Consider the following 12,022-nt stretch of genomic DNA (forward strand, 5'->3'; position numbering starts at 1 on the left):
GCAGGGGGGACCCTGTGGGAGAGTAGGACGCCGCCGAACAATTTTTAGCCTCAACCCCTGGACCTGGTCCGGGGGTTGAGGCATTTTTGCGTTCATGTGTGTTTCCACCGCGCCGGCGGAGTTCTCCGGTACCACCCTCTACGCGGGGCGGCAGATCCATCCCGAGCACGGGCTCATCCACGTCCTCGGGTATCAGAACACCGCCGTCAATCTTTCCGCGGGGCCGAACGCGATGCTTCTGCATCTGCCGGCCGTCGGGATGGGGGAGGAGAACTTCCTTCACGTGGGGCGGCACGACGACGTACTGGAGCGGATGCAGAGGGCTTTGCGGCCGCCCGTGGAGGACGACGGGCCCCCGTTCATGGACTGGATGGGCTGGGACCCGGAGGACAGGGTCAAGGTCTTCGAGCACGACGTCTACACCGTCGTCCTCGCCGCCGACCCGACCCTCGTCCCCTTCGCTCTCGACCGCGTACCCGAGCGGAAGCGGCCCACCCTCACACCGGAGCTCTTCGACTTCTACGCGACGCGGTACTCGCAGCACACCATCGCCGTCTGCTGCTTCGACAACGCCGAGGCGCAGGAGGCCAAGCCGCTGTTGCTCTGGTACGAGCCCCTCGACGCCGACGAGTTGACGGCGCCGGCGCTGGACTGCCATACCGGCGTCGCACCGGACCCCGAGGCCCGGGTCGAGGTCGACCACTGGGTGATGTTCGGCACCGACGAGGCCCCGGACGGCTGGGGTGCCCCCGTCACGTACGAACCCGGGATGCGGCACCATCTGCGGTCCTTCCTGCCCGATGCCGTCGTCGGCCGGCACTACCAAGGGGCGTTGCCCAACGGAGACTTCGTCCTTCGTCATGACGACCTGCTTGCCGGGAGGCTCGACGGCATCCGCCGAGTCGGCCCCTCCTAGGCTGGGGGCCATGCGCTATGACCTGGTGATCTTCGACAACGACGGTGTGCTCGTGGACAGCGAGCCGATCTCCAACACTTTGTTGGCCCGCTATCTGACGGAACTCGGGCATCCCACCTCGTACGAGGAGTCCGTGAGGGACTACATGGGATCCGCGATGCACCGCATCCACGACCTGGTCGAGGCGCGGACCGGGCAGCGGTTGCCCGCGGAGTTCGACGAGACGTTCCACGCACGGGTCTTCGCCGCCTTCCAGGCGGAGTTGGAGGCCGTGCCGGGAGCCGACAACGTGCTCAAGCGGCTCGTCGAAGACGGGGTTCCGTACTGTGTGGCCTCCTCGGGCAGCCATGAGCGGATCCGGGTCGGTCACCGGAAGACCGGGCTTGACGCCTGGTTCCGGGACGAGAACATCTTCAGCGCCGAGGACGTCGGGCGGGGGAAGCCGGCGCCCGATCTGTTCCTGCACGCCGCCGACCGGATGGGGGTCGCCCCGGCCCGGTGTGTGGTGGTCGAGGACAGCCGGCTCGGGGTGCAGGCGGCGCTGGCGGCCGGGATGGACGTGTACGGGTTCACCGCGATGACGCCCGAGGAGAAGCTGGCCGGGGCCGTCGGGTTCTTCGGCAGGATGGAGGAGCTGCCGGCGATATTGGGCGTGTGATCCATCTACCCATGGGTAGGGCCGGGTCCTACGCTGTGCCGCCATGACGGATGCGCGGTTGCGGCGTGGGCGGGGATCCCTGGCGGTCAGTTTCTTCGTGCAGGGAGTGACGTTCGCGCTCCTTGTGACCCGAATACCGGCGATCCAGGACCGGTACGGGATCTCGGACGGGCTGCTGCCCGTCTTCCTGGCCGCCGTGCCGATCCTGGCCGGTGTGGCCAGTGTGGCCACGGAGAAGGTGGTGGCCCGGGTTGGGCCGGGGAGGGTCCTGCGATGGGCGCAGCCGGTTGTCCTCCTGGCGCTGCTCGGGGTCGGTGCGGGAAGCGAGATGTGGCAGGCCGCCGTCGCCCTCGGGGTCTTCGGACTCGCGGTCGGCGCGCTGGACGCGTCGATGAACATGCTCGGGGTGAGCCTGCAGCGGGCGTACGGGCGGAGCATCATGCTCGGTTTCCACGCCGCGTACAGCCTGGGCGGGATCGCGGGTGCGTCGCTCGCGTGGGCGGGCGCGCACTGGCACCTGCCGTTGTTCGTCTCATATCTGCCGGTGGTGGCTGTCCTCCTGCCGGCCGCGTTCATCGGCAGCCGTTGGTACACGCCCGGGGCGGAGCCACCCGTCGGTGAGGCGGCCGGCGAGACGAAGGGGAGCGTGGGGGTTTCCCTCAAACTGCTGCTGCCGCTGTGTCTCGTCATGACGTTCGCGTACATCGGGGACTCGACGGTCTCCAACTGGAGCGCCAAGTACCTCCAGGACGTGCTCGGCAGCTCGGAGGAGCTGGCGACCGTGCCGTACAACGCGTACATGGTCACCACGCTGCTCGGGCGGGCCGTGGGGGACTTCGGGGTGCGGCGGCTGGGGGCCGCCATGGTCGTGCGGGGCGGGGCGGTGCTCGCCGCGCTCGGGTTCGCGGTCGTCGCGGTGGCGCCGGGGGCGTGGGTGGGGATGGCCGGGTTCACCGTCCTCGGGCTCGGGCTGAGTGTGATCGTCCCGCAGACGTTCGCGGCGGCCGGCCGGCTCTTCCCCGGGGCGAGCGACGCGGCCGTCGCGCGGCTCAACGTCTTCAACTACGTGGGGTTCCTGATCGGGTCCCCGCTCGTGGGGGCGCTCGGGGACGCCTGGAGCTATCGGGGGGCGATGTTGGTGCCGATGGTGTTGGTCCTGGTGACGGTGGCGTACGCCACGTCGTTCAGTTCTCAACCGGCCCGATACGGTGGCGGGCATGAGCGGCCGCGCACTGTTGATGTGGGATGAAGCTGTCACGGGGTACGACTTCGGGTCGGAGCATCCGATGGATCCGGTACGACTCGCGCTGACCATGGGGTTGGTGCAGGCGTACGGGCTCGACCGGGCCGTGGACGTGGTGGCGGCGAAGCCGGCCGGGGACTCGACACTCCGGCTGGTGCACCGTGAGGACTATGTGGCGGCGGTGCGGGCCGCATCGGCGAATCCGCGGGCCGCGGATCAGGCGTACGGGCTCGGGACGGTCGACGATCCGGCCTTCGCGGGGATGCACGAGGTGTCCGCGCTGATCGCGGGCCAGTCGGTGGGCGCGGCGGAGGCGGTGTGGCGCGGGGAGGCCGCTCATGCCGTGAACTTCGCGGGCGGGCTGCACCATGCGATGCCGGGGAGCGCGTCGGGGTTCTGTATCTACAACGACGCGTCGCTGGCCATCGCCCGCCTGCTGGAGCTGGGTGCGGAGCGGGTCGCGTACGTGGATGTGGACGTGCATCACGGGGACGGGGTGCAGGCGGCGTTCTGGGAGGATCCGCGGGTTCTGACCATCTCGCTGCACGAGCATCCGCGGACGCTGTTCCCGCAGACCGGCTGGCCGGAGGAGACGGGTGCGGCGGGTGCGGGCCAGGGGTCCGCGGTGAATGTGGCGCTGCCGGCGGGGACCGGGGACGCGGGGTGGCTGCGGGCCTTCCACGCCGTCGTGCCGGAGCTGCTCGCGGACTTCCGGCCGCAGGTGCTGGTGACCCAGCACGGGGCGGACACGCACTTCGAGGATCCGCTGGCGCATCTGGCGGTCTCGCTGGACGCGCAGCGGGCCGTGCAGGTGGCCTGCCATGAGCTGGCGCACGCGCACGTGGACGGCGGGAAGTGGGTCGCGCTGGGCGGCGGCGGGTATGCGGTGGTGGATGTCGTACCCCGGTCGTGGACACATCTGGTCGCGATCGCCGGGCATGCGGAGATCGATCCCGAGTCGGTGATTCCGTCGTCGTGGCGGGACCAGGTGTACGCGCGGACGCGGCAGCTGGGGCCGGCGCGGATGACGGACGGGCGGTGGCCGGTGGGCTGGCGTGACTGGGAAGAGGGCTACGACCCGGCGGACCGGCTGGACCAGGCGGTCCTCGCGACCCGGCGGGCGGCGTTTCCGCTCAGGGGTCTGCTCGCGTAGGACCGGACCCGTTCACCGACTGCATGGTTACGCCAACTGTGCGGTCTCCCAGGTGTTTTGACGCGATGTCGGGCCGACTCGGGCAGCATCGATGAGGTGCTGAGTACCGGGGCGCTGCGGGCGCATTTGTTGGCGGCGGGGTTGGCTGGGACGGTGGCGACCTCGCGGGAGCAGAGCCTGCGGAGTTACCGGCTGTTCGCCGCGCGGGATCCGCGGGTGATGCTGGGCCTCGACCCGGAGTGGGGGTGGGGCGAGGGTGAGTTGTTACGGCTGATGGCCGACAAGTGCGGGGTGTCCGGGGATCCGGCGCACCGTTCCGGGCCCGATGTCATCGACCCGGAGCGGACGTTGGACGGGCTCGACGCGTTCGCCGCGCGGCTGGGGGAGGCGGCGGGGCGACGGGCTCCGGTGCTGTTCGGGACCGGTCATCCGCATCGTTTGCTCGGGTTCTACGCAGGGCTCGCAGACGCTTTGTCGGCGGCGGGATGTCTTGTTCTCACACCCGCGCAGGGGCGATGTGTCGACATAACGACCCGGTTCGGTCTACGCACGTACAACCTCGACTACGTACGAGGTGTCGCGCTGGTGCGAGAACCCGGTCTGTCGGGAACCGGGCGTGAGACGGGGGCGCACACCCACTCGCCGCTGCCGGTTAGGGCCGCTCTCGAGGGTGCCGTGGACGGCGGCTGGCCGCTTCCCGAGCTCGTAGTCGGGGACCACGGCTGGGTCTGCGGGGCAGGTCAGCTGGGTTTTGAGGCCATCGGCCTGGCGGACACGGACGATCCCGCGCTGTTCGTCGGGGAGGCGGAGGGGCAGGTCTCCGTGGCCGTTCCGCTTGATGATGCCGTGCGGTCCGATTACTACCGCCCGCTTACTCGCTATGTACTCAATCGAGCGAGTCTGTCACGGTAAACGGCCGATGGCTGCTCCTCTTCCCCACTCGTACCACACGCCCCTAGTCTGGAGCGTGAGCGCACAGCGACGCAGGGTCACCGGAGGGGAAGCCGGTGGGCGTCGTGTGCGGAAGGTACAGGTGGGTCATGGCTGCTGGCGATCGGCCTCTCAACGAGGTCAAGTTTCTGACCGTGGCGGAAGTCGCCTCGGTGATGCGAGTGTCGAAGATGACCGTGTACCGCTTGGTGCACAGCGGTCATCTGCCGGCGATCCGGGTGGGCAGGTCCTTCCGGGTCCCGGAACAGGCGGTTCACGAGTACCTGAGGGAGTCCTTCGTGGGGGTGGAGACCGCGTAGCGGGCGCGCGGCAGGGAGCCCGTCCGCCCCTCGGATTACAAGGTCGGCGCTCGTGCCGGTAGGCTAAGCCCTCGTAGGTCGTGTGGGCCCAGACGCCCCGCACCGAGTGAAGAGAAGTGAGCGAGGGTAGTCGTGGGCTCTGTTATCAAGAAGCGGCGCAAGCGGATGGCCAAGAAGAAGCACCGCAAGCTGCTCAAGCGCACCCGCGTTCAGCGTCGCAACAAGAAGTAAGCGACGGCTGGAACGACGGCTGTTTGTGCGTCGGGCGTGGCCCCCCACCGGTTCCGGTGGGGGGCCACGCTTTTTTCGACAGGTTCCACCCGGTTGCCCACGGCAGTCATCGCAGCGCAACAACGAGGCGCTACGGTGGCGCACAGGCCCCCGGGGGGAGAACTCGGGGGAGAAACCGACGGAAGGCGCGGATCTTGGGCAAGGTCGTGCTCGTCACCGGCGCGGCCCGGTATCTCGGAGGCCGTTTCGTACGGCGTGTCCAGCGGGATCCCGACGTCGACCGGGTGGTCGCCGTGGATGCGGTCGCGCCGACGCACGATCTCGGCGGGGCCGATTTCGTCCGGGCGGACATCCGCCAGCCCGCCATCGCCAAGGTGCTCGCCGAGCACGACGTGGACACGGTCGTCCATATGGACGTCACGGGTACGGCGCTCGGCGCCGGCGGCCGGACGTCGATCAAGGAGACCAACGTCATCGGCACCATGCAGCTCCTCGGTGCCTGCCAGAAATCGCCCCGGATCACGCGACTCGTGATCAAGTCCAGTACGAGCGTCTACGGCTCCGCGCCCCGCGACCCGGCCGTCTTCACCGAGACGACGCCGCCCAAGTCGCTGCCGAGCGGTGGCTTCGCCAAGGACGCCGTCGAGGTCGAGGGGTACGTACGGGGCTTCGCGCGGCGCCGCCCGGACGTGGCCGTGTGCGTGCTGCGGTTCGCGAACATCCTCGGGCCCCGGGCGGACTCCCCGCTCGCCGAGTATCTGTCGCTCCCCGTCCTGCCGACCGTCTTCGGGTACGACCCGAGGCTGCAGTTCGTGCACGAGGACGATGTGATCGACGTCCTGGAGGTCGCCTCGCGCGAGCCGCGCCGGGCGACGCTGAACAGCGGCACCTTCAACGTGGCCGGCGACGGTGTGCTGCTGCTGTCGCAGTGCGCGCGGCGGCTCGGGCGGCCGACGGTGCCGGTGCTGCTGCCCGCGGTCACCTGGGTCGGCTCCGCGCTGCGCACGGTCGGCGTCACCGACTTCTCGCCGGAGCAGATCCGGCTGCTCACCCACGGCCGGGTCGTGTCCACGGTCGAGATGCGCGAGACGCTGGGGTTCGCTCCTCGGTACACGACGGCCGAGACCTTCGCTGACTTCGCCCGCAGCCGCGGGCCGGGTCTGCTTCCGCCGGAGACCCTCGCGGGGGCCGTGGACCGGGTCGCGGCCCGGCTGGATCAGAAGGAGCCCAGGTAACGATGGCGGACGCCAAGGTCATTCCGTTCGACGACGACCGTTCACGGGCGCGGCGACGGCCCGGCAGGGCGGCTCGGGATGCCGCTGTGCGCGCCCTGCCGGGCCAGCACGGGCCCGAGGGGACCGCGTTCGGCCCGCAGGCCGCGGAGCCGGTTGCGGAGCCCCCTGTGGAGCCGCAGGGCGCCGGAGCCGGGTCCACCGCGGGGCCGGGGTCGGAGCGGGGGCGCGGGTGGGAGCGGCGGCTCGCGGGTGGGCTGGCGTTTCTGCGGCGACGGGTGACGGGCGAGTACGAGGTCGACGAGTTCGGCTACGACAAGGAGCTCACCGACCAGGTCCTCATGTCGCTGGTGCGGCCGCTGGCCGACAAGTACTTCCGGGTGGAGGTGAAGGGGGTCGAGAACATCCCCTCCGAGGGCGGCGCGCTGGTCGTCGCGAACCACTCCGGGACGCTGCCGCTGGACGGTCTGATGATGCAGGTCGCCGTGCACGACCACCATCCGGCCGGGCGGCATCTGCGGCTGCTCGCCGCCGATCTGGTCTTCATGCTGCCGGTGGTCAACGAGCTGGCCCGCAAGGCCGGGCACACGCTGGCCTGCGCGGAGGACGCGGAGCGGCTGCTGACGGCCGGCGAGATCGTGGGCGTGATGCCGGAGGGGTTCAAGGGCATCGGGAAGCCGTTCAGCGAGCGGTACAAGCTGCAGCGCTTCGGCCGGGGCGGCTTCGTCTCGACGGCGCTGCGGGCCGGGGTGCCGATCGTGCCGTGCTCGATCGTGGGCGCGGAGGAGATCTACCCGATGATCGGCAACGCGAAGACGCTGGCGCGGGTGCTGGGCATCCCGTACTTCCCGATCACGCCGACCTTCCCGTGGCTGGGGCCGCTGGGTGTGCTGCCGCTGCCGACGAAGTGGACGATCCAGTTCGGTGAGCCGATCGCGACGGACGGCTATCCGCCGGAGGCGGCCGAGGACCCGATGCTGATGTTCAACCTGACGGACCAGGTGCGGGAGCAGATCCAGCACACGCTCTACAAGCTGCTGGTGCAGCGCAGGTCCGTGTTCTTCTGAGCCGCTGGTTCCGCCGGCGGTACGACGATGGGGCGCCCCTCCACGGAGGGGCGCCCCATCGTCGTCTCAGCGAGCGTCCTCGCTGTCGATGCCCAGGCCGGGGAGCAGGCCCGGCAGCAGGGGCGGGATCGTGACGTCCGGCATCGGGGGTGTCGACTGGCCGTCCGGCGACGTGGGGAGTGCGCCGGTCGGCGGGGTCTCGAGCAGGCCGCCCGTGTTGCCGCCCAGCAGGCCGTCGCTCTCCGGGGAGCCCGAGCCGGAGCCCGAGGGCTGGGGCCGGGTGGAGCCTTCGCCGCCCGTGGAGGGGGCGGCGGGGGAGGACGGCGGACGCTGGGTCTGCGTTCGCGGGGTGTCCTGCGGGGAGCCGGGAGTGCCGGTGCCGGCGGCTCCCCTCTCCGGGGTGCGGGGCAGCATCCCCTGGAGCGGCTCGACCTCTTCGTCTATGGCGACGAAGACGTCGTTCACCTCCTTGCCGACGTCGGCGAGCTGCACGGGCAGCCGGACGCGCAGGCCGTTCCAGGTGTCGCGATGGGCTTGGGCGAAGGAGTTGAGCCGGGCCATCGGCCCGATCTCGCCGTCCCGTTCGTACGCCTGGCGCAGCAGCCGGTGGCCCTCGGAGGCGTCGTGCTTCATGCCGCCGAGAACCCGGCGGATCTCGCCGAGCGACTCGTGGTCGAGGTCGCCCGCGCGGCCTCGCTCCATGAGTCGGCGGGCCTCGCTGAGCCGGGTCGACGCCTGGTCCAGGAAGATCCCGCCCCGCTCGGAGTCGTCGTCGGCCATCCCGCGCTTGATGTCTTCCATGCCGCGCTTCAGCCCGTAGAGCGAGTCACCGGGCAGGGCGTCGGAGCTGGCAGCGGCCACACCGCTGAAAGCGCCCGCGGCCACACCGACCGTGAGGCCGCCCGCGGCGATGCCCTTCGACCAGCGGGAGCGTGGTCGCAATTTCCGGAGCGAGGAGGCCCGGTGGGCTCCCCGTCCGCTCGATGTCCGCTGCTCCGGCACCGTAGGGCCCGCGGCTGCGGTCCCCTCCGCGAGCATCGCTTCCATGGCGGCGACGAGCTGCGCTCGTTGCACCACCTTGACCTCGGGGTCCAGCTCCGGTTTCGGCAGGTTGCCGAGACCGTTCGCCAGGGCCAACAGCCGCCCCTGTTCGGCCGGTTCGGCCGACGCCTCGGGCTGCTCGGCCGTCGCGTCGTCGGGCGTCCGATCATCCAGGGCCTGGGCGAAGGCGTTCGCCCGCCGGTGCGCCGATACGTTCGCGATCACTGGCGGCACCTCCTCTCGTCATGACGGTCGACTCCCCGGGGTGTCCGGAAGGTTGCACACCTTGAACACATCCACACGAACGAGTGAGTGGCTGCGGGCACGGCGTGACCACAGGGAGCCTGCATCCCGCACAACGAGCGGCGCGGCACTTGGGTTACGCGCGAAAGATGATCGGACCAGTGCGTCATCGAGGCGTCACCGACTGTGAGTTGGGCGGGGGTCGGGGGACGTGGGGGGTCGTGCGGGGAGTGGGGCGCGTCGCGGTCGGTGGGGGGCGCGTGTGGGGGGCGCGGAGAAGTCAGCGGGCGTCGTCCGGGAGCAGTCGCGCCAGCGTGCGCACGGCCCGGTACTGGAGGGTCTTGATCGCGCCCTCGTTCTTGCCCATGACCCGGGCCGTCTCGGCGACCGAGAGGCCCTGCAGGAATCGCAGGGTCACGCACTCCTGCTGCTGGGGGTTGAGCCGGCGGACGGCGTCGAGGAGGGCCGCGTTGGAGAGGGACTCCAGGACGGAGTCCTCGGGGCTGCGCTCGACCTCGTTGGCGTCGAGCATCTCTCCCGTGGTCACTTCCAGTCGGAAGCGGCTCGACTTGAAGTGGTCGGCGACCAGGTTGCGGGCGATGGTGACCAGCCAGGCGCCGAAGTCGCGGCCCTGCCAGGTGAAGGTGGAGATCCGGCGCAGGGCGCGCAGGAACGTCTCGCTGGTGAGGTCCTCCGCCGTCGCCTTTCCGCCGACGCGGTAGTAGATGTAGCGATAGACCGTGTCGCTGTACTGGTCGTACAGGCGGCCGAAGGCCTCGGCCTCACCGGCCTGGGCGCGCTCGACGAGGTCCATCATGCGGGCGCTGTCGCTGTCGGCGGTGGGGCGGCGGGCGGCGGTCGAGGTTCCGGTGCCGCCGCGGCTGCCCCTTCTGCCGACAGCGGCACCGCTCTCGGCGAGGGCATAGCAAGGACCGGCGGGTGCCGGTGCGGCGAAGGCAAAGGCGGGGACAGGGCCGGCGTACGCGGTGGGGACGAAGCCGCGCAAGTGGTCGAGGACCGTTGCGCGCAGCGTAGCCAGGCCCGAGGCGTCAACCCCGACGTGTGGGTACACGGGACTCCCAGAGGCAGAGCTTCCATCACGTGCAGTGCGGGACCGTTCACTCGTCGTGGCGACGTGTGGGTTCCGTTGTGCGTCTGAGGAGAATAACGCTTCGTACAGGCAGCGCTACACCCAGTTGCGTAAATCATCGATTCCGTCGCACCTGTTACCGCTTGTGGACGGGATCACTCGCACTTCGTGACTGGTTGTTGATCGGATTACTTCCGAGTGTGACTACGTGCACGCTCTGTTGTGCTCGAGTGCACGCGTGGAGAGTGATCCGGGCCGCTGCTGGGTAGGGGGCCGGGAATGCCCGCGAGTCGCCCTGTGCGGTCGTGTTCGACCACGTACGGGTGAGGGGGATTGGTCCCGGGCTGTCGCAGATGATCGCAGCCGAAACGTATCGGCAGGATGCGGCGCGCCGGGCGCGGTCCGGGGCCTGAGCCGACGGCGGGGAGCGGAGTCGACGGCCGTGGGGCCGCAGTCGGCGGCGGCGCGAGGCCGGGGTCAGCGGCGGCGGCGGTGGAGGGCGACCGCGGCGGCCGTGCCGCCCGCCAGCGCGCCGACGCCCGCCGCGGCGGGGATGCCGACCTTGGCCGCCTTGCGGCCCGTGCGGTAGTCGCGCAGCCGCCATTCGCGCGCCTTGGCGTGCTTGCGCAGCTTGGTGTCGGGGTTGATGGCGTACGGATGGCCGACCAGCGACAGCATGGGGATGTCGTTGTGCGAGTCGCTGTACGCCGCGCAGCGGTTGAGGTCCAGGCCCTCGGCGGCGGCCAGTGCGCGCACGGCCTCCGCCTTGGCGGGTCCGTGCAGCGGCTCGCCGACCAGCTTGCCGGTGTAGACGCCGTCGACGGACTCGGCGACCGTGCCGAGCGCGCCGGTCAGGCCGAGCCGCCGGGCGATGATCGTGGCCGTCTCGACCGGGGCGGCCGTGACGAGCCAGACCTTCTGGCCGGCGTCGAGATGGGCCTGGGCGAGCGCCCGGGTGCCCGGCCAGATGCGGTCGGCCATGTACTCGTCGTAGATCTCCTCGCCGATCGACATCAGTTCGGAGACGCGGTGGCCCTTGACGATGGACAGGGCGCTGTCGCGGGCGTCCTGCATGTGCTCCGGGTCCTCGACGCCGGCCAGCCGGAACCACGCCTGCTGCCAGGCGAACCGGGCCAGTTCGCGGCGCTGGAAGAACTTCCGCTTGTACAGGCCCCGGCCGAAGTGGAAGATCGCGGCGCCCTGCATGACGGTGTTGTCGAGGTCGAAGAAGGCGGCGGCCTCGGCGTCGCCGACGACCGGGAACTCGGGCTCGGACGGCTCGGCCCGCGCCGCTGTCTCCCGTTCCAGTTCGAGCTGTTGCGAGGTCTTGCGCGCCGCCTCGGCGGCGGCCTCGCCTGCCAGAACGCTGCGCGCGGTGGCGGAGCGCCTACGGGGGGTGAGCCATCCCATTGCGGCCATGTCGTGAGCATAGCCAGTCTGTTCGGTACTTCCCGACCTCTCGGGATGCCGAGGCGTGAACACTCCGCGACTCTCCTGTTAAACGGACAATGGGGGAGCAAGCTGGAGACAGGGGGCACTGCTCGCGGCAGCGCAGAATGGACGGCATGTTTGGACGGACGAAGAAGAAGGACACCCCCGCCGCCGCCTCGCGGACCGTGACGCTGATCGGGAAGCCGGGCTGCCATCTCTGCGACGACGCCCGGGCCGTGATCGAGGCGGTCTGCGCCGAGACCGGAGCGCGCTGGGAGGAGAAGGACATCACCCAGGACGAGGAGCTCCACCGGGCGTACTGGGAGCAGATTCCCGTGGTCCTCGTGGACGGCGAGCAGCACACCTTCTGGCGTGTGGACGCCGGGCGGCTGCGGCGTGAACTGGGTGCCTGACCGGAAGACGGTTACCATCGTGGACGTTTTGTTGACGTTCGGGGGCGCGATCGT

Annotated in this window: 13 protein-coding genes; 10 read left to right on the forward strand and 3 right to left on the reverse strand. The window is 70.4% G+C overall.

The window, feature by feature from the left end:
- The first annotated feature begins 94 nt into the window (after positions 1-94).
- The 9 genes from ABZ939_RS32400 to ABZ939_RS32440 all read left to right on the forward strand — a co-directional run bounded on the left by ABZ939_RS32400 (position 95) and on the right by ABZ939_RS32440 (position 7,750).
- Positions 95-916, forward strand: coding sequence for a hypothetical protein (locus ABZ939_RS32400; protein WP_361863248.1), 822 nt, complete (start codon positions 95-97; stop codon positions 914-916).
- A gap of 10 nt (positions 917-926) precedes the next feature.
- Positions 927-1,574 carry an HAD family hydrolase gene (locus ABZ939_RS32405; protein ID WP_361863250.1) on the forward strand — a complete coding sequence of 216 codons (648 nt, stop codon included), beginning with the start codon at positions 927-929 and terminating at the stop codon, positions 1,572-1,574.
- A gap of 43 nt (positions 1,575-1,617) precedes the next feature.
- Positions 1,618-2,823, forward strand: a complete 1,206-nt coding sequence (locus ABZ939_RS32410; protein ID WP_361863253.1) for an MFS transporter — start codon at positions 1,618-1,620, stop codon at positions 2,821-2,823.
- Entirely contained in the window at positions 2,792-3,970 is a 1,179-nt protein-coding gene (locus tag ABZ939_RS32415) for an acetoin utilization protein AcuC (RefSeq protein WP_361863256.1), read from the forward strand. The genes ABZ939_RS32410 and ABZ939_RS32415 overlap by 32 nt, the downstream gene beginning before the upstream one ends.
- Positions 3,971-4,066: 96 nt before the next feature.
- Positions 4,067-4,882, forward strand: coding sequence for a phosphatase (locus tag ABZ939_RS32420; protein ID WP_361863258.1), 816 nt, complete (start codon positions 4,067-4,069; stop codon positions 4,880-4,882).
- Between the two features lie 128 nt (positions 4,883-5,010).
- On the forward strand, positions 5,011-5,220 hold the full coding sequence (locus ABZ939_RS32425; protein WP_158988220.1) for a helix-turn-helix domain-containing protein: 210 nt from the start codon (positions 5,011-5,013) through the stop codon (positions 5,218-5,220).
- Between the two features lie 132 nt (positions 5,221-5,352).
- Positions 5,353-5,451, forward strand: a complete 99-nt coding sequence (locus tag ABZ939_RS32430; RefSeq protein WP_003948845.1) for an AURKAIP1/COX24 domain-containing protein — start codon at positions 5,353-5,355, stop codon at positions 5,449-5,451.
- A 194-nt stretch (positions 5,452-5,645) separates the two neighbouring features.
- A complete protein-coding gene (locus ABZ939_RS32435; RefSeq protein ID WP_361863261.1) occupies positions 5,646-6,686 on the forward strand; it encodes an NAD-dependent epimerase/dehydratase family protein in 1,041 nt (346 codons plus the stop codon).
- Between the two features lie 2 nt (positions 6,687-6,688).
- A complete protein-coding gene (locus tag ABZ939_RS32440; protein ID WP_361863264.1) occupies positions 6,689-7,750 on the forward strand; it encodes a lysophospholipid acyltransferase family protein in 1,062 nt (353 codons plus the stop codon).
- Between the two features lie 66 nt (positions 7,751-7,816).
- Here the strand turns inward: ABZ939_RS32440 and ABZ939_RS32445 are convergent, their stop codons facing one another.
- The 3 genes from ABZ939_RS32445 to ABZ939_RS32455 form a co-directional block, all read right to left on the reverse strand.
- Complete coding sequence (locus ABZ939_RS32445; RefSeq protein ID WP_361863267.1) at positions 7,817-9,016, reverse strand: DUF5667 domain-containing protein; 1,200 nt, start codon at positions 9,014-9,016, stop codon at positions 7,817-7,819.
- Between the two features lie 298 nt (positions 9,017-9,314).
- Positions 9,315-10,106, reverse strand: a complete 792-nt coding sequence (locus ABZ939_RS32450) for an ECF subfamily RNA polymerase sigma factor, BldN family (RefSeq protein ID WP_137988687.1) — start codon at positions 10,104-10,106, stop codon at positions 9,315-9,317.
- A gap of 495 nt (positions 10,107-10,601) precedes the next feature.
- A complete protein-coding gene (locus ABZ939_RS32455) occupies positions 10,602-11,543 on the reverse strand; it encodes an HAD-IB family hydrolase (RefSeq protein ID WP_361863270.1) in 942 nt (313 codons plus the stop codon).
- Between the two features lie 137 nt (positions 11,544-11,680).
- Between ABZ939_RS32455 and ABZ939_RS32460 the strand changes: the two genes are divergently transcribed.
- Positions 11,681-11,968, forward strand: coding sequence for a glutaredoxin family protein (locus tag ABZ939_RS32460; protein WP_361863273.1), 288 nt, complete (start codon positions 11,681-11,683; stop codon positions 11,966-11,968).
- Positions 11,969-12,022 lie beyond the last annotated feature (54 nt).

This window comes from Streptomyces sp. NPDC046712 (assembly GCF_040645695.1).
GTDB lineage: Bacteria > Actinomycetota > Actinomycetes > Streptomycetales > Streptomycetaceae > Streptomyces.

Coding starts and splice junctions, on each gene's coding strand:
- ABZ939_RS32400 (WP_361863248.1), top strand. CDS start 95: ATGTGTGTTTCCACCGCGCCGGCGGAGTTCTCCGGTACCACCCTCTAC.
- ABZ939_RS32440 (WP_361863264.1), top strand. CDS start 6,689: ATGGCGGACGCCAAGGTCATTCCGTTCGACGACGACCGTTCACGGGCG.
- ABZ939_RS32425 (WP_158988220.1), top strand. CDS start 5,011: ATGGCTGCTGGCGATCGGCCTCTCAACGAGGTCAAGTTTCTGACCGTG.
- ABZ939_RS32415 (WP_361863256.1), top strand. CDS start 2,792: ATGAGCGGCCGCGCACTGTTGATGTGGGATGAAGCTGTCACGGGGTAC.
- ABZ939_RS32460 (WP_361863273.1), top strand. CDS start 11,681: ATGGACGGCATGTTTGGACGGACGAAGAAGAAGGACACCCCCGCCGCC.
- ABZ939_RS32410 (WP_361863253.1), top strand. CDS start 1,618: ATGACGGATGCGCGGTTGCGGCGTGGGCGGGGATCCCTGGCGGTCAGT.
- ABZ939_RS32405 (WP_361863250.1), top strand. CDS start 927: ATGCGCTATGACCTGGTGATCTTCGACAACGACGGTGTGCTCGTGGAC.
- ABZ939_RS32455 (WP_361863270.1), bottom strand. CDS start 11,543: ATGGCCGCAATGGGATGGCTCACCCCCCGTAGGCGCTCCGCCACCGCG.